Origin of the sequence: Micromonospora sp. C31 (assembly GCF_018070575.1) — a bacterium.
Lineage (GTDB): Bacteria > Actinomycetota > Actinomycetes > Mycobacteriales > Micromonosporaceae > Micromonospora.
The window spans coordinates 97,908-114,556 of sequence record NZ_JAGPXN010000010.1; the positions used below are offsets into that span (position 1 = coordinate 97,908).

Here is a 16,649-nt window from a genome sequence, read left to right on the forward strand (position 1 = left end):
TGGCGATGACGGACGGAACGCGTCGGCCCGTGCGACCCGCCCCGGTGACCCGGAGGTAGCCCTCGATGGAACTCAGCATCCTGCGCAGGTGGTGGCCGGTCGCGGCGGTGGTGCTCCTGCTGGCCGTCGCCGCGCTGTCGTCCGCCCACTCGTCGATCGGCGCCAGCCGGATCCCGCCCGCCACCGACAACATCCCCTACGTCCCGGAATATCCGACCGCCGAGCCGTCGCCCTCGATCCCCGTCGAGCCGCGCGACACCGCCGAGGCCACCGGGGCGCGGATCCCGGGGTGGCTCGTCACCGCCGTCGTCGTGCTGGTCGGGCTGGCGCTGCTCGGTGCGTTCGGCTACCTCGCCTGGACGCTGGTCCGGGGCGCGATGCGGCGTACCACCCGGGCGTTGCCGGCCCGGCGGCCCCGGCGTACACCCGAGGGCACCGCCCGCGAGGTGGCCGCCGCCCTCGACGCCGGCCTGGAGGAACTGGACGACCGGGACACCGATCCCCGCACGGCGGTCATCGCCTGCTGGGTTCGCCTGGAGGAGGCCGCCGCCGGGGCCGGCGTGCCCCGGCTGACCGGCGACACCCCCACCGACCTGGTCACCCGCCTGCTGGTCGGCGACCCGTCGGCGGGGATCCCGGCGATCGCCAGCGCCGACGTGCTGGCCGAGTTCGCGCGCGTCTACCGCGAGGCCCGGTACGCCACCCGGGAGGTCGACGAGGGCACCCGCGACCAGGCCCGGGCCGCGCTGCGCCGGCTACGTGGCGAGTTGACCGCCGTGGTCGCCGACGACGACGCCGAGGTGCCCGCGTGACCGGCACGGGTGCCCGCGTGGCCGGGGTGCGGCCGGTGTCCGCCCGGCGTGGCGAGGTGACGCGGTGAGCAGCACCAGCATCGACGACCTGCTCAGCTTCGAGGAGGAGCGGCCGGCGCCCGCCGAGCGGTCCCGGGGCGGGCGGGCCGGTCGGGTGTTCCGCACCCTGGCCGGCGTGGCGGCGGTCGTGGTCGTGCTCGTCGCCGGCCTGCGCGTGGTGGGCCTCCGGGTCTCCCTGCCGGTCCTCGTGGCCGGGGTGGTCGCGCTGTTCCTGGTGCGCCGGATCGTCGCCGCGCTGGCGCCCCCGCCCCGGCCCCGCTCCGGCGGCCGGGTTCCGGCCGCCGACGACGACGGCACCTGGAACTGGGGCGCCCGGGACGCGCTGCGCGCCGCGATCAACGGCTGGGAACGGCCGCTCGACTGGGCCGGGAAGGACCGGGAGCGGTTCGCCGAGCGGATCCTGCCCCGGATCGGCGAGCTGGCCGACGAGCGGCTGCGCCAGCGCCACGGCCTGACCCGCGAATCCGACCCGGAGCGGGCCCGTGCCCTGCTCGGCGACCGGCTCTGGACCTTCCTCGGCACCCCCTCCCGCCGCCCCCCGTCGCCGCGCGACCTCGCGGCGATCGTCGCCGAACTGGAGAAACTGTGATGAACGACGTGGACCGCAGCATGCCCGCCGCCGAGGTCGGCCATCTCGCCCGGTCGGTGCTGGAGGCGGTCGGTCAGGTCGTGGTCGGCAAGCGGGACGCGCTGGAACTGGTCCTCGCCGGGATCCTGGCCGGCGGGCACGTGCTGCTGGAGGACCTGCCGGGTCTCGGCAAGACGCTGACCGCGCGGTCCTTCGCGCAGGCGCTCGGGCTTGACTTCCGCCGGCTCCAGTTCACCCCCGACCTGCTGCCGGCCGACGTGACCGGCTCGTTCCTGTACGACCAGCGCAGCGGCGAGTTCGCGTTCCGTGCCGGGCCGGTCTTCACCAACCTGCTCCTCGCCGACGAGATCAACCGGACCCCGCCGAAGACGCAGTCGGCCCTGCTGGAGGCGATGCAGGAGAAGCAGGTCTCGGTGGAGGGCGTGACGTACAAGCTGGACGAGCCGTTCCACGTGCTGGCCACCGCCAACCCCATCGAGTACGAGGGCACCTACCCGCTGCCCGAGGCACAGCTCGACCGGTTCCTGCTCCGGGTCTCCTTCGGCTATCCCGAGGCCGACGAGGAGTGGGAGGTGCTGCGCCGGCGGATGGCCCGCCGCCGCGAGGAGGCGGAGATCAAGCCGGTGGTCGACGCCGAGACCCTGCGCGCCATGCAGGCCGCGCTGGAGGACGTGGTGGTGGAGGACTCCGTCGGCCGCTACATCGTCGCCCTGACCGCCGCCACCCGCGAGCACCCGTCGGTGCTGGTCGGCGCCTCACCGCGCGGGTCGCTGGCGCTGCTGCTGCTGTCCCGGGTACGGGCCGTCATGGCCGGCCGCGACTACGTGGTGCCGGAGGACGTCAAGGAGGTCGCGGCCCCCGCCCTGGCACACCGGATCACGCTGCGCCCCGAGATGTGGCTGCGTCGCGTCGACCCGTCCTTCGTGGTCGGCGAGGTCCTGGAGGCGACCCCGGCACCCGCCAGCGGCGCGCTGCCCAGCTACGCCGCCGGCCACGGGCGCTGATGGTCGCGCCCGCCGTGCCGCCCCGGGTCGAGTCGTCGGGGCCGCCGCCCGCGACCGGCTGGGTGCCCACCGGGGCGCTCGGCCGGGCGGTGCTGCTCACCGGCCTGCTGCTGATCGCGGGGGTGCTGCTCGGCCGGGTGGACCTGGTCGTGCTGGCCGCCCCGTTCGCACTCGGCACCGCGTACGCGCTGCGCCGCCGGCCGACCGCCCCGCCGCAGGTCTGGATCTCGGCCGACGAGGGCCACCTGGTCGAGGGCGGCGGCCTGACCGCCACGGTCACCGTCGGCAACCCCGATCTGCTCGACTACGACGTGGCGGTGGTGCGCAGCCGGGTCTCACCGTGGCTGCGCGTCGAGCGGGCGACGATCGCCGGGACGGCCTCGGCGTCCCACCCCCGTTCGGCAGCCGCCCCGTCCGTCGCGGAGCGGCCCTTCGTGACCGCCGTCCCGAGCGCCGCGGCGGTGGACCTGGAGCTGACCGGCACGGCGCTGCGCTGGGGTCGGCACCCCGTCGGCCCGGCGGGCGCCCGGGTCGCCGTCGCGCAGGGCCTGCTGGTCTCCCGCGCCGTGATCGCCGAGCCGTCCCGGCTGCGGGTCTACCCGAAGACCGAGCCGTTCGAAGCCGTCGAGGCGATGCCCCGGGCCGCCGGCCTGGTCGGCGCGCACCACTCGCGCCGGCCCGGCGAGGGCGGCGAGCTGGCCGGCGTACGGGTCTTCGCCCCGGGGGACCGGCTGCGCCGGATCGACTGGCGGGTGTCGCTGCGCACCCGGCAGCTGCACGTGGCGGCCACCCTCTCCGACCGCGACGCCGAGGTGGTGGTGCTGCTCGACCTGCTCGCCGAGGCGGGGCGCTCCGGGGGCGTCTCCGGTGCCGCCTCCGTGCTGGACACCACCGTCCGGGCCGCCGCCGCGATCGCCGAGCACTACCTGCACCGCGGCGACCGGGTGTCGATGCTCGAGTACGGCCCCGCCGCGCGCCGGCTGCGCCCGGCCACCGGCCGCCGGCAGTACCTCACGGTCCTGGAGTGGCTGCTGGAGGTGCGGGCGGAGGCCTCCCCGCACGAGCCGTACGACCAGGTCTTCGGCCCGCAGGTGCTGTCGGCCGACGCGCTGGTGGTGGTCCTCACCCCGCTGCTCGACGAGCGGTCGGCACAGATGCTGGCCCGGCTGGCCCGCTCCGGGCGGTTCGTGGTCGCGGTGGACACGCTGCCGGCGGATCTCGCCCCGCCGAAGGACCGGGGCTGGGCCGAGGTGGCGTACCGGCTGTGGCGGCTGGACCGGGACACGATGATCGGCCAGTTGCGGGAGCACGGCGTGCCGGTCGTTCGCTGGGCCGGCGCGGGCAGCCTCGACGAGGTGCTGCGGGACGTGGCCCGCCTGGCGACCGCCCCGAGGGTGGGCCGGTGAGCGCGAGGAACGCAGCGCAGCGGAGTCCCGCAGTCGCGAACGAAGGGCGGCACCGGTGACCAACCTCACCGAACGGGTCCGGGCGCTGCGGTACGCCGCCGTCCGGATCAGCCTGACGCCGCTGCTGGTGCGGGCCGGCATCTTCCTCACCGTGCTGGTGGGCCTCGTGCTGGCGTACCCGTCCGAGGTGATCCTCGGCCAGCCGCTGCTCGCCCTCGTGGCGGTGGCGGTGCTGCCGGCGGTCGGGCCGCGCCGGGTCTGGCCGACCTTCGCGGCGCTGGTCACGGTCGGCGGCTGGCTGGTCGCCACCGACGGGTACGCCCGGCCGATCACCCTCTGGCGGCTGCTCGCCGTGGCGGCGGTGCTCTACCTCACCCACACCCTCTGCGCGCTGGCCGCCGTGCTGCCGTACGACGCGGTGGTCGACCCGGACCTGATCGTGCGGTGGCTGGCCCGGGCCGGCGCGGTGCTGCTGGCCACCTTCGTCCTCGGGGTGCTGTTGGTCGGGATCGGCGCGGTCGGCGGTGATGCCGGACACCAGGCGGCGACGATGGTCGGTCTGCTCGTGGCGGTGGCGGTGGCAGCGTTGCTGGGGTGGCTGCTGCGCCGCAGGTGACGGCCCCTGTCGGCGGAAGTCGTGCAGCTCACAGGGGTTGTGCTCCGTCACAGAGAAGGGGCGCGAACGGGATTAGCCGTGGTGCGCGGGGAAAGATAGCTGACGTGAACCCGAAGCGGATCCTTGTGGTGGGTGCCGGGCACGTCGGTCTCTACGCGGCCCTGCGCCTGTCGAAGAAGCTCAGCTCCCGTGAGGCCGAGGTCGTCGTGGTGGACCCTCAGCCGCACATGACCTACCAGCCGTTCCTGCCCGAGGCGGCGGCCGGCAACATCTCGCCCCGGCACTCCGTGGTGCCGCTGCGGCGGGAGTTGCGCAGGTGCAAGGTGGTGGCGGGCGCGGTGACGCGGATCGACCACGACCGCAGGACCGCCCTGGTGCAGCCCATCAGCGGCCCCACCCGGGAGATCGCGTACGACCACGTCGTCGTCGCCCCGGGCTCGGTGTCCCGGACGCTGCCGATCCCCGGCCTGCACGAGCACGGCATCGGTTTCAAGACCATCGGTGAGGCCATCTACCTGCGTAACCACGTGCTGGACCGGCTCGACGTCGCCGCCGCGACGCCGGACCCGGCCGTCCGCCGCTCCGCGCTGACCTTCACCTTCGTCGGCGGGGGGTACGCCGGCATCGAGGCGCTCGCCGAGATGGAGGACATGGCCCGGGACGCCCTGAAGTACTACCCGGAGCTCAAGCCGGAGGACATGCGCTGGGTGCTGGTCGAGGCGACCCAGCGGGTGCTGCCCGAGGTCGACCGGGACATGGGCGCCTACACGGTGCAGCAGTTGCTCAAGCGGAACATGGACATCAGGCTGGACACCCGCCTGGAGTCCTGCGTCGACGGGGTCGTGAAGCTCTCCGACGGCGACAGCTTCCGCTCCGACACGATCGTGTGGACGGCCGGCGTGAAGCCGTCGCCGATGCTGGACGCGACGGACTTCCCCCGCGACGAGCGGCGGAGGGTCACGTGCCTGCCGACCCTCCAGGTGGTCGACGGCGACCGGGTGGTCGAGGGCGCCTGGAGCGCGGGTGACTGCGCGGCCGTGCCGGACCTGACCAAGGAGCCCGGCAACTACTGCTCGCCGAGCGCCCAGCACGCGGTCCGTCAGGCCGCCCGGATGGCCGACAACATCGTCAACGTCGTGCGCGGCCGGGAGCCGGTGGAGTACAAGCACAAGCACGCCGGCAGCGTCGCCAGCCTCGGCCTGCACAAGGGCGTGGCCCAGGTGTACGGGATCAAGATGACCGGCTGGCCGGCGTGGTTCATGCACCGGACGTACCACATGAGCCGGATCCCGTCGTTGAACCGCAAGGTACGCGTCGTGGTCGACTGGACGCTGGCGTTCTTCCTCAGGCGTGAGGTGGTCGCCCTGGGGCAGCTGCACGATCCGCGCGAGGAGTTCGCCGAGGCGTCCCAACCGGTCGGCGCCGGCCGCGTCTGACCCGGCCACCCGAAAGCCCTCTCCGCCCCGCGCGGAGAGGGCTTCGCGTATGTCCGGCCGGCGCTTCAATACCGGATCTTGGTGGGACGGCCCCTGGAGGGGCCGAAAGCGCCCAAGCTCTCAAGCGGAAAGGCCGCGTGTCGGGGCGGTCGACGGGCGCGGGCGCGGCCCGGCGTGCGGTCAGACGCGCCAGGTCCAGGCGTCGGCGAGCCGGGTCGCGGGCCCGTAGAGCTGCTCCAGCGTGCCGCGCAGGCTGTCGGCGTGCGGGGTGTCGACGGCCAGGGCCACGCAGGAGGCGCCCCAGAAGTCGGCGTCCTCGGCGGCCTGCCGGCGCTGCCGGTCGTCGACGACCGGCAGCCCGCCGCGCCTGGCGACCTCGGCCAGCAGGGCCGAGGTGGGCCGCGGGTAGGTGCCCATCGCCGCCGTGCCGCCCCGGCCGTACGGACCGATGAAGAAGCCCTCCGGCATGCCGAACGCCGCGTCGGCGGCGGTCGCCCAGCGCATCGGCCACGGTTGTTTGGGTGTGGCGAGCGGCACCGGCACCAGCACGCCGCCCGGCTCGACGCACTGGCGCCAGTGCCCGCCGGTGACGAACTCGGGCAGCGGCGGACGCTCGGCGGTGGGCAGTGGCGTCGGCAGCAGCGGCAGCAGTGCCACGCCGACCGCCGCCGGCACCAGGCGGCGGGCCAGGCCGGCGCCGCGCAGCGCCCGGTCGACCGCCAGCACCAGCAGCGTGGCGATCAGCGGGAGCACCGCGAGGGCGAACCGCATCGGCAGCGCGCCGTCCACCACGGGCAGTCCCGAGAGCAGGGCGTACGGGCCCGGCACGGCGCTGCGTGCACCGTCGACGACCACCCGGGGACCGAGCGACAGCGCCCCCGTCACCAGCGTGCCGACCACGCACGCGACGGCCAGGGGGCGACGGCCGAGCCAGAGCGCGCAGGCGGCGGCGACCAGCAGCAGGGGCAGCCCGAGGAAGGTGTTGTACTCGGCCGGCCCGGTGGTCAGCCGGGCGGACCCGTCGTCGCCCGCGACCGACAGCGGCGAGAACGTCCACCAGCTGCGCAGGTCCGCGGAGAAGTAGTGCGGGCTGAACATGCCGTCCGCGACGCCCTGCGGGCCGGCGAACTGGAACCAGAGCGGCCACGCCAGTACGAGCAGGGCCAGCCCGCTGGCGAGCGCCATCCCGCCGGCGAAGCGGGGCAGGGCGCGGCGGGCCAGGTTCCGGTCCGCCACCGCGTAGGCGACCGCCATCACCAGCAGCGTGACCGCGCAGAGGAAGAGCACCTCCTCGCCGACGAAGACCTGCGCCGTGACGGCCGCCGCCAGGCCGACGGCCGAGCTGACCACCCGTCGGCGGTCCGGCCCGCCGGCGGTGCCCGGGTCGGCGGCCCGCAGCAGGCGGACCACGAGCCAGACGATCACCGGAACCAGCCACTGCGCCGTCATGTGCAGGTGGCTGTTGGTCTGCGAGACCATCCCCGGGCCGAAGCCGCAGAGCGCCGCCCCGAGCGCGGCGGCGACCGGGCGGGCGCGCAGGACCCGGGTGAAGAGCAGGTACCAGGCGATCGCGGTGCCGGCCAGGTTCGCCAGGGCCAGCAGGGCGAAGGTGACCGGCGCGCCGAGCAGCAGGGTCACCGGGGCGAGGAGCACGCCGAGCGCGATGACCGTGGTGTTGGTCATGAGGTTGACCCCGTCGGGCGCGTTGAGCCGCCCGGTGAGCAGGTCGAAGTCGCCGAGCAGCGCCCGCGAGTCGACGGCGAGGAACCACTCGTAGAGGGCCTGGTCCTCCGGGTTGAGCGCCAGGACCCGGGCCGCCGGGTCGGGCCAGAGCCCGTGGGTGAGCCAACCGGCCAGCGCCACGAAGATCAGGGCGACGGCGATGTCCGTCCGGTGCCGGCGGACGGCGGTCAGCAGGCGCGCCGGCCGGAGCCGGCGGGCGGACCGGTCGACGACGAGGACAGCCTGGTCAGGGACGGCGTCGGGGGCCGTGGGGGCTGCGCTGCTCACGGTCTCGACCCTAGTGCGACCCGGACGCCGGGGTACGCCGGGTCGTCGCCGAACCGCTACCGTGACACTGCACCACGCGTGTCGACCCGCGCGGTGTCGCCCGCCCGGGTGGTGGAACGGCAGACACGGCCGCCTTAAAAGCGGCTGCCGCAAGGCGTGCGGGTTCGACCCCCGCCCCGGGCACGCCCACTCTCAGCTTCCGCTCAGCTTGGCGATCTCCACTGGACTGCCCTGGGCGTTTACTCTTGTGGGTGCACGTTCACGTGCAACGACCCCCTGAGGGAGGCCTGACAGTGAAGACTTCGAACCCGGTGCTCGCCCGGCTCGGCCAGGCGGCCGAGCGGGAGCGCTCCGCCGGGTACGCCCCGACCGGGCCGTACGGACAGCCCGGTTATCCCCAGCAGTACCCGACGGAGGCCGGCTACCCGGCGGCCCCGCCGACCGTCGACACCATGTCGATCGACGACGTGGTGGTCAAGACCGTCACGCTCCTCGGCATCCTCGGCGTCTCCGCCGCGGCCGCCTGGGTGCTGGTGCCCGACGCCCTGCTCGGCGCGGCTTGGATCGGCGCGGCGGTGGTCGGCCTGGTCCTCGGCCTGATCATCTCGTTCTCCCGGATGGCGAACCCGGCGCTGGTCGTCGCGTACGCCGTCGTCGAGGGCGTCTTCGTCGGCATGGTCAGCAAGTTCTTCAACTCGCTCTACGACGGCATCGTGGTCCAGGCGGTGACCGCCACCTTCGGTGTCTTCTTCGTGATGGCCATGCTCTACAAGGCGAAGGTCATCCGGGCGACCCCGAAGTTCGTCAAGGGCATGATCGCCGTGATGGCGGGTCTCTTCGCCGTCATGCTGATCAACCTCGTGTTCGCGCTCTTCGGCGTCAACACCGGGCTGCGTGACGGCAGCCCGCTGGCGATCGGCTTCAGCCTGGTCTGCATCGTCGTCGCCTCGCTGAGCTTCGTGCTCAGCTTCAAGGAGGTCGAGGACGGTGTCCGGATGGGCCTGCCCCAGCGCTACTCCTGGGTTGCCGCCTTCGGCATCCTGGTCAGCCTGGTCTGGCTCTACATCGAGATCCTGCGCCTGCTGAGCTACTTCCAGGGCGACGACTGACCGTCACCCGCGAACGACCGGCGCCCGCCCCCGCACCCGCGAGGGCGGGCGCCGGTCGTCCAAGCCCGGTCCCGCCGGCCTCTCCGGGGCGTTGATCATGAGGTTCGCGGCGGAGTTGATCGCGATCCCGCTGCCGACCTCATGATCGCCGGCCGGGGGCCGGGGGCCGGGGGCCGGGGGCTTGGGCTTGGCCGGGGCTTGGGCCAGGGCTGGGGGCTGGGGCCTAGCCGGGTGGGACGGCTGGGGTGGACTGGGTGGTCCGTAGACTCGGCGGGGTGAGCGTGGGGGAGTTGGGGCGGGCGGTGGAGCTGCTGGTGCGTCAGGTCGGGCACTGGCAGCAGCCCCGCTGGGCGGCCACGGCCGCCGGTGGCAACGTGTCCCGCGCCGATCTCGTGCACCGGCTGGTGCAGGAGATCGCCAACCGGGCCGCCGACGCGGAGGGCGGGCCCCGGCGGACGGTGCCCCGGCTCGACAACGACCTGGCGCTGCCCGACCAGCTCCGGGTGGTGGCCGCCGACCTGGTCGCCGCCGCCCCGCCGCCGGAGGTGCTGGCGCGGGCCGCCGCCGAGGTGACGGCGACCCGCGAGATCCTCTAGCTGCACGATCGGCGCGCGACCGGCCGAAGCTCCGGCCCGGCGGCGAGGCACGCTCGGAGCAGGCCGCTCAGCTCAGGCGCTCGACGACCATGGCCATGCCCTGGCCGCCGCCCACGCACATGGTCTCCAGGCCGATCGTCTTGTCGTGCCAGTCCAGGGCGTTGAGCAGGGTGCCGGTGATCCGGGCACCGGTCATGCCGAACGGGTGCCCGACGGCGATCGCGCCACCCATGACGTTCAGCTTCTCCAGCGGGATGTCGAGCTGGCGGTAGGAGGGGATCACCTGCGCGGCGAACGCCTCGTTGATCTCCACCAGGTCGACGTCGTCGATGGTCATCCCGGCCCGCTTGAGCGCCTGCCGGGTGGCGTCGACCGGGCCGAGGCCCATGATCTCCGGTGAGAGGGCGGTGACGCCGGTGGAGACGATCCGGGCCAGCGGCGTGATCCCGAGGTCCCGGGCCCGCTGGGCGCTCATGATCACGACAGCGGCGGCGCCGTCGTTGAGCGGGCAGCAGTTGCCGGCGGTGACGCGGCCGTCGGGGCGGAACACCGGCTTCAGCCCGGCGACGCCCTCCAGGGTGACCCCGGCGCGCGGGCCGTCGTCGGTGCCGACCGACGTGCCGTCCGGCGTGGTGACCGGGGTGATCTCCCGGGCCCAGAAGCCTTCGGCGATCGCCTTCTCGGCGAGGTTCTGGCTGCGTACGCCGAACTCGTCCATGTCGGCGCGGCTCACGTCGTACACCTGGGCCAGGTTCTCGGCCGTCTGCCCCATGCTCAGGTAGATGTCCGGCAGCTCGCCGGCCTCGCGCGGGTCGGTCCAGACGGGGGCCCCGCCCTGGGCGCGGGCCTGGGAACGCTCGGCGGCGGCGGCGAAACGCGGGTTCTCCCAGCCGCCGCCGACCAGCGCCTGCGCCTCCTTCGGCAGCCCGTCGGAGTTGCCGCGGGCGTACCGGGAGACGACCTCCACGCCGGCGGAGACGAACACGTCGCCCTCGCCGGCCCGGATCGCGTGCATCGCCATCCGGGTGGTCTGCAAGGAGGACGCGCAGTAGCGGGTGAGCGTGGCGCCGGGCAACGTGTCCAGGCCCATCAGGGTGGCGACGACCCGGGCCATGTTGAAGCCCTGCTCGCCGCCGGGCAGGCCGCACCCCAGGTAGAGGTCGTCGATCTCGGCCGGGTCGAGCTGCGGAACCTTGTCCAGGGCGGCCCGCACGATGGTCGCGGCGAGGTCGTCCGGGCGGACGTCGCGCAGGGACCCCTTGTGCGCCCGGCCGATGGGAGAGCGGGCGGTGGCGACGATGACGGCGTCGCGGGACGACTCAGTCGGCATGAGCCAACGTTAACCCGTCGGTAACTTCGGGTGGAAGCTGCCGGCCGGCCGGGAAATGTCACGCCCGCGCCGTCGCGAGCGAAACCGTCGGCCCGTCGGCATCGGCGAGAGCGTCGCGTTCCGGGGCCGGCGGTCGGCTGGTCTTGCTGAGCGTCGGCGGTCGGCTGGTCCGGGCCGGGGCGATGGTCGGCTGGTCAGTGCCGGGAGGCGACCGCCGCGGCGGCGGCGACGGCCGGCAGCAGGGCGTGCGCCCAGACCCGGTAGCCGTCGGCGGAGGGGTGGTAGCCGTCGTGGCACAGCGTGCCGGCGTCGGCCCGGAACACCGCCCCGGTCTCGCTGGCGAGGTCGACCACCGTGCCGCCGGCGTCGAGCACCGCCGCCGTCTGGGCGCGGGCCACCCGCCGCCCAGACCAGCCGACCACGTTGCGCAGCGGCGGCGCGATCGCGCGTACGGCGCCCAGGTCGGGGCAGGTGCCGACGACGACCTCCACCCCGGCCTCGCGGAGCCGGTGCACGGCCGCGCCGAGGTAGGCGGCGGCCTCCACCGGGCGACGCAGGGTGGTGGCGTCGTTGGCCCCGATCAGGATCACCGCCACGTCGGGACGCTCGCCGAGCAGCGCCCGGGCCACCTGGGTGGCCAGGTCGGTCGAGCGCGAGCCGGAGACACCGACGCTGGACAGGTGCACCCGGCGGCCGTTCGGGCCCTCGGCCAGCAGGTTGGCCAGCTGCCCGCCGATGGTCTCGTCGAGACGGCCGACCCCGACGCCGAGGGCGGACGAGTCGCCGAGCAGCACCAGCCGCAGCGGCGGCGCGTCGGCACGCCCGACGGTGGCGCGCAGGGCGAGCGCCAGCTCCGGCTGGGCGTACCGGCGGTGCCGGGCGACGAAGGCCTGACCGGCGAGGACGGCGGCGCCGCCGACCGTGCCGGCGATGATGCTGAACGTCGCCGCCCGGCCCAGTCGGTTGGCGAGCCCCGAGGGGGTGAAGTGCTCGCTCATGCCAGTTCCTCCAGTGTGGACGAGTCGGCGGCGGGGCCACGTTGCGGCACCGCGCCGACACCGAAGAAGGCCCGTCGGCGCAACTGCGCCCACCGGCCGGCGGGACCGCGCTCGCGGCCCCGGACCCGGGTGCCGCTGACCTCGGTACCCGCGTGTCGGGCCGCCTCCTGGGCGGCCTGCGGCAGCGACCGTACGCCCTCGCCCCGCAGGAGGGTCGGACGCCGTTCCTGCCCCGCGCCGAGCGCGGAGAGCACGGTCGGCAGCAGCGCGGCGGCGGCCACCGCGTAGCCCTCCGCCGAGGGGTGGAACCGGTCCCAGGTGAACATCCGGGTCGGCTCGGCCGCGAACCGGGGCCCGAGCAGGTCGCCGAGGGAGACCGTCCAGCCGCCGGCCTCGACCACGGCCACCGTCTGCGCGGCGGCGAGCTGCCGACCCCAGCGGCGGGCCAGCCAGCGCAGCGGCGGCCGGATCGGCTGGATCGTGCCCAGGTCGGGACAGGTGCCGACGACCACCTCGCAGCCGGCGGTGCGCAGCGTGCGGACCGCATCGACCAGGTAGCGCACCGCCAGGCCGAACGGGGTGCGGTTGGTCACGTCGTTGCCGCCGATCAGGATCACCGCGACGTCGGGCCGGCACTCCAGCGCCGCCTCCACCTGGTGGCGCAGCACGGCCGAGATGGCGCCGACCACGGCGAAGCGGTGCAGCCGGACGGGACGTTGCAGGCGGCGGGACAGGCCGGTGGCGAGCAGCGCGCCGGGTGTCTCCCGCCGGCGGTGCACGCCGTAGCCGGCGGCCGACGAGTCGCCCAGCACGACGACCGTCACCGGTGGGCCGGGCAGCTTCGCGCCGTAGACGCCGTCGCAGCGTGGTGGCGGAGCCTCCGCCATCGGGATCGTGCGGCGGGCCTGCCGGGCCTGCCCGAGGAGCACACCGCCGGTCGCGACCGCCGCCGCGGCGGTGGCGCCTGTGCCGATCGCCGCGAGGCGGGCGACCTGCCGGGCGCGTTGCCAGCGCGGACCGGCCGGGACGGCGGAACCAGCGACCCCCATACAGCGACATTATCGCGCCGGCACGACACGCCGCTGTCGTCGTGTCGGCTCGTCGGTGGCTGGAAGTGGGCGGTCCTGGGTACCTGTACGGCTGACCCGGCAGACGGGTTGCGCCGACGCGTCATCCTGGCACGTGGAGAGGGGCCGAACATGGGGAAGACACTGAAGCGGACGGCGGCGTTCAGCGCGCTGGCCCGGGCGCTCGCGGCAGGGGCGCGGGGCGGGCCGTCGCTCGGGGCGCGGCTGGGCGCGTTGCCAAGGATGATCCGGGCGACCACCCGGGGGGAGTACGACGGCGGCCTGCGGCTGGCCCTGATGACCGCGGCGACGGCGTACATCGTCTCGCCGATCGACCTGATCCCGGAGATCCCGCTGGCGATCTTCGGGTTGGCCGACGACGCGGTGATGGTGACCTGGCTGGCCGGCAGCGTGCTGGCCGAGACCGAGCGGTTCCTGGAGTGGGAGGCCCGGCGCAGCTCGGTGATCCCCGGACACGTGGCGTCCTGAACCCACGTACCCTGGGGCGTCGAGAAGACGTCTGCCCGGCCGTCGCCGGCGGCGCCGGAGGAGAAGGGCACAACGAGGTGCGGTACTACGACAACGTCGTCGAGCTGATCGGCAACACCCCGCTGGTACGGCTGCGCAACGTCACGGCCGGGATCCAGGCCACCGTCCTGGCGAAGGTGGAGTACCTCAACCCGGGCGGCTCGGTGAAGGACCGGATCGCCCTGCGGATGGTGGAGGACGCGGAGAAGGCGGGCCTCCTCCAGCCGGGTGGCACGATCGTCGAGCCGACCAGCGGCAACACCGGCGTCGGCCTGGCGCTGGTGGCGCAGCTGCGGGGCTACAGGTGCGTCTTCGTCTGCCCCGACAAGGTCAGCCAGGACAAGCAGGACGTGCTGCGCGCGTACGGCGCCGAGGTGGTGGTCTGCCCGACCGCCGTGGCCCCGGAGGATCCGCGTTCCTACTACAACGTCTCGGACCGGCTGGCCCGGGAGATCCCCGGCGCCTGGAAGCCCAACCAGTACAGCAACCCGGCCAACCCGCGCTCGCACTACGAGACCACGGGCCCCGAGCTGTGGGAGCAGACCGGGGGCGAGCTCACCCACTTCGTGGCGGGCGTCGGCACCGGCGGCACCATCTCCGGCATCGGGCGCTACCTGAAGGAGGCCTCGGAGGGCCGGGTGCAGGTCGTCGGCGCCGACCCGGAGGGCTCCGTCTACTCCGGCGGCACCGGCCGGCCCTACCTGGTCGAGGGCGTCGGCGAGGACTTCTGGCCGGAGACGTACGACCGGGGTGTCGCCGACGAGATCATCGAGGTCTCCGACAAGGCGTCCTTCGAGATGACCCGGCGGTTGGCGCGCGAGGAGGGGCTGCTCGTCGGCGGCTCCTGCGGGATGGCCGTGGTGGCCGCCCTGGAGGTGGCCCGCAAGGCCGGCCCGGACGACGTGGTCGTGGTGCTGCTGCCGGACAGCGGCAAGGGCTACCTGTCCAAGATCTTCAACGACGGCTGGATGGCCCGGTACGGCTTCCTCGACAACTCCGGCACGGAGCCGACGGTCGCCGACGCGCTCGCCGGCAAGCCGGGCGGCCTGCCCGAGCTGGTGCACGTGCACCCGACCGAGACGGTCCGCGACGCGATCGACTACATGCGCGAGTACGGCGTCTCGCAGCTGCCGGTGCTCAAGGCCGAGCCTCCGGTGGTCACCGGCGAGGTGGCCGGGTCCATCGCCGAGAAGGACCTGCTCGACGCGCTCTTCACCGGCCAGGCGCACCTGCACGACACCATCGAGCGGCACATGGCCGAGCCGCTGCCGATGATCGGCGGCGGGCAGCCGGTGAGCGAGGCGGTCGGCCTGCTGGAGAAGTCCGACGCCGCCCTGGTGCTGGTCGACGGCAAGCCCAAGGGCGTCCTCACCCGCCAGGACCTGTTGGCGCACCTCGGCGCGCGCTGACGTGTTAGGAAGGGCCCCTTGTTAACGCATAGCGTTAACAAGGGGCTCTTCCTAACACCTGGCGGGCGTAGCGGAGCTGGGGCACGGCCACCGGGCCGACGTGCTCGTCCCGAGCGGTGCCGGTGGTGGTCCAGCCGCCGCGCTCGTAGAAACGGCGGGCGTGCGCGTTGTCCCGCAGCACCCAGAGCACCGCGCGGGACCAGCCGCGTGCGCGCATGGCGTCCAGCGCGTCGACCATCAGCTCACGGCCGGTGCCCAGGCCGCGCTCGGCGGGTTCGAGGTGGATGGCGTTGAGCAGGCCGGTCGCCGGGTCGCCCTCGTCGTCCGGGCCGAGGTAGCTGAACCCGACCAGCCGGCCGTCGCGCTCGACCACGGTCATCCGGTGCTCGTCGCGCTCCCACGTCCACCGCTCGGTCCAGTAGGCGCCCATCGCCTCGGCCGTCGGGTCGGCCAGCGCCTCCGCCGGCAGGAAGGCCGAGTAGGCGGCGACCCGGGAACGCTGGTGCAGCGCCCCCACCGCCAGCAGGTCGTCGACGGTGGCGGGGCGCAGGGTGAGCGTCACCCGGCCGAGGCTACCCGCCGGGGCGGGACCTGCACGGTCGTCAGGTCCTCGGCGATGACCAGGTCGCCGTCGAAGTGCGCGCGGGCCTCGTCGGCGAAACGGGCCGGGTCGGCGTACCGCTGGGAGAAGTGGGTGAGCACGAGCCGGCGTACCCCCGACTCGGCCGCCACCCGCGCGGCCTGGCCCGCCGTGAGGTGACCGACCTCGGCGGCGAGCGCGGCCTCCGACTCGAGGAACGTCGACTCGATGACCAGCAGGTCGGCGTGCTCGGCGAGGGCGTACACCCCGTCGCAGAGGCCGGTGTCCATGACGAAGGCGAAGCGCTGCCCGGGTCGGGGCACGCTCACCTCCTCGCGGGTGACGCGGCGCCCGCCGACATCGAGGTGGCCGACGCGGATCAGCTCGCCGACCGCCGGCCCGGCGATGCCGTACGCGGCCAGCCGCTCCGGCAGCATCCGGCAGCCGTCGGGCTCGACGAGCCGGTAGCCGTACGTCTCGACGGGGTGCCGCAGCCGCCGGGCCTCCAGCGTGCCGACGCCCAGCGCGATGCGCTGCCCGTCGGCGTCGACGGGCTCGACGCGCAGCTCGGCGGTCTCGTGGAAGCTGGAGGCGTGCCGCAGGCGCGCGAAGTATTCCGCGCCGCCGGCCGGGAAGTGCACCGCCACCGGGTGCGGCACCCGGTCGAGGGAGAGCCGCTGGATGGTGCCGGGCAGGCCGAGGCAGTGGTCGCCGTGGAAGTGGGTGACGCAGATCCGGGTCAGGTCGGTGGCGGTGACGGTGGTGTGCAGGAGCTGCCGCTGGCTGCCCTCGCCCGGGTCGAAGAGGATCACCTCGTCGTCCCAGCGCAGCACGTACCCGTTGTGGTTGCGCTGCCGGGTCGGGGCCTGGCTGGCCGTCCCGAGCACCACCAGCTCGCGCATCGACACGGTGACCTCCGGCTGCGTCGCCACCCGACCCGTGGAAAGGGTCGACCCCCGGGGCTTCCGCGCTGATGCGCGGGCCGGCTGGACTGGGCCGGCACCCCGGGGGTCGGGTGGCTGTCGTGGTTTCGCCGCACCGCTGCCACACGGTCTCGACGATCGTGCATGCCCGCCTCGCGGCGGACGTGGTTTTCACT

The 16,649-nt window shown here is 74.4% G+C and carries 15 protein-coding genes, 1 tRNA gene and 1 pseudogene; 11 read left to right on the top strand and 6 right to left on the bottom strand.

Features of this window, described 5'->3' with window-relative positions; translation table 11 throughout:
- The first annotated feature begins 65 nt into the window (after window positions 1-65).
- The 6 genes from KBX06_RS15560 to KBX06_RS15585 all read left to right on the top strand — a co-directional run bounded on the left by KBX06_RS15560 (window position 66) and on the right by KBX06_RS15585 (window position 5,923).
- A complete protein-coding gene (locus KBX06_RS15560; RefSeq protein WP_210835378.1) occupies window positions 66-812 on the top strand; it encodes a DUF4129 domain-containing protein in 747 nt (248 codons plus the stop codon).
- Window positions 813-876: 64 nt separating this feature from the next.
- On the top strand, window positions 877-1,461 hold the full coding sequence (locus KBX06_RS15565) for a hypothetical protein (RefSeq protein WP_210835381.1): 585 nt from the start codon (window positions 877-879) through the stop codon (window positions 1,459-1,461).
- Window positions 1,461-2,465 carry a MoxR family ATPase gene (locus tag KBX06_RS15570; RefSeq protein WP_210835383.1) on the top strand — a complete coding sequence of 335 codons (1,005 nt, stop codon included), beginning with the start codon at window positions 1,461-1,463 and terminating at the stop codon, window positions 2,463-2,465. Before KBX06_RS15565 ends, KBX06_RS15570 begins: the two co-directional genes overlap by 1 nt.
- A complete protein-coding gene (locus KBX06_RS15575) occupies window positions 2,465-3,871 on the top strand; it encodes a DUF58 domain-containing protein (protein WP_210835385.1) in 1,407 nt (468 codons plus the stop codon). Before KBX06_RS15570 ends, KBX06_RS15575 begins: the two co-directional genes overlap by 1 nt.
- 55 nt (window positions 3,872-3,926) lie before the next feature.
- A complete protein-coding gene (locus tag KBX06_RS15580; protein WP_210835387.1) occupies window positions 3,927-4,487 on the top strand; it encodes a hypothetical protein in 561 nt (186 codons plus the stop codon).
- Window positions 4,488-4,591: 104 nt separating this feature from the next.
- Complete coding sequence (locus KBX06_RS15585) at window positions 4,592-5,923, top strand: NAD(P)/FAD-dependent oxidoreductase (protein WP_210835390.1); 1,332 nt, start codon at window positions 4,592-4,594, stop codon at window positions 5,921-5,923.
- Window positions 5,924-6,103: 180 nt separating this feature from the next.
- On the opposite strand, the gene KBX06_RS15590 is transcribed toward KBX06_RS15585, so the two are convergent.
- Window positions 6,104-7,933 (bottom strand): hypothetical protein, encoded by a 1,830-nt coding sequence (locus tag KBX06_RS15590; protein WP_210835393.1) that lies wholly within the window; start codon window positions 7,931-7,933, stop codon window positions 6,104-6,106.
- A gap of 102 nt (window positions 7,934-8,035) precedes the next feature.
- Here KBX06_RS15590 and KBX06_RS15595 point away from each other — a divergent pair.
- The 3 genes from KBX06_RS15595 to KBX06_RS15605 all read left to right on the top strand — a co-directional run bounded on the left by KBX06_RS15595 (window position 8,036) and on the right by KBX06_RS15605 (window position 9,638).
- Window positions 8,036-8,116: transfer RNA gene (locus tag KBX06_RS15595), tRNA-Leu, on the top strand.
- A gap of 110 nt (window positions 8,117-8,226) precedes the next feature.
- Window positions 8,227-9,042 (top strand): Bax inhibitor-1/YccA family protein, encoded by an 816-nt coding sequence (locus KBX06_RS15600; protein WP_210835396.1) that lies wholly within the window; start codon window positions 8,227-8,229, stop codon window positions 9,040-9,042.
- A 275-nt stretch (window positions 9,043-9,317) separates the two neighbouring features.
- A complete protein-coding gene (locus KBX06_RS15605; RefSeq protein ID WP_210835630.1) occupies window positions 9,318-9,638 on the top strand; it encodes a hypothetical protein in 321 nt (106 codons plus the stop codon).
- A 67-nt stretch (window positions 9,639-9,705) separates the two neighbouring features.
- On the opposite strand, the gene KBX06_RS15610 is transcribed toward KBX06_RS15605, so the two are convergent.
- From KBX06_RS15610 to KBX06_RS15620, 3 genes and pseudogenes are all read right to left on the bottom strand, one after another.
- Complete coding sequence (locus tag KBX06_RS15610; RefSeq protein ID WP_210835398.1) at window positions 9,706-10,968, bottom strand: acetyl-CoA C-acetyltransferase; 1,263 nt, start codon at window positions 10,966-10,968, stop codon at window positions 9,706-9,708.
- Between the two features lie 194 nt (window positions 10,969-11,162).
- On the bottom strand, window positions 11,163-11,966 hold the full coding sequence (locus tag KBX06_RS15615; RefSeq protein WP_210835400.1) for an SGNH/GDSL hydrolase family protein: 804 nt from the start codon (window positions 11,964-11,966) through the stop codon (window positions 11,163-11,165).
- Window positions 11,940-13,015, bottom strand: a pseudogene (locus tag KBX06_RS15620) (SGNH/GDSL hydrolase family protein); the annotation flags it as partial. The pseudogene KBX06_RS15620 and the gene KBX06_RS15615, both read right to left, overlap by 27 nt.
- A gap of 150 nt (window positions 13,016-13,165) precedes the next feature.
- On the opposite strand from KBX06_RS15620, the gene KBX06_RS15625 reads away from it, so the two are divergent.
- Entirely contained in the window at window positions 13,166-13,522 is a 357-nt protein-coding gene (locus tag KBX06_RS15625) for a YkvA family protein (protein ID WP_210835405.1), read from the top strand.
- A 77-nt stretch (window positions 13,523-13,599) separates the two neighbouring features.
- Window positions 13,600-14,970 (top strand): cystathionine beta-synthase, encoded by a 1,371-nt coding sequence (locus KBX06_RS15630; RefSeq protein WP_210835406.1) that lies wholly within the window; start codon window positions 13,600-13,602, stop codon window positions 14,968-14,970.
- 34 nt (window positions 14,971-15,004) lie between these two features.
- Here KBX06_RS15630 and KBX06_RS15635 read toward each other — a convergent pair whose 3' ends face one another.
- Window positions 15,005-15,532 (bottom strand): GNAT family N-acetyltransferase, encoded by a 528-nt coding sequence (locus tag KBX06_RS15635; RefSeq protein WP_210835407.1) that lies wholly within the window; start codon window positions 15,530-15,532, stop codon window positions 15,005-15,007.
- Entirely contained in the window at window positions 15,529-16,458 is a 930-nt protein-coding gene (locus tag KBX06_RS15640) for a ribonuclease Z (RefSeq protein WP_210835632.1), read from the bottom strand. The genes KBX06_RS15635 and KBX06_RS15640 overlap by 4 nt, the downstream gene beginning before the upstream one ends.
- Window positions 16,459-16,649: the final 191 nt, after the last annotated feature.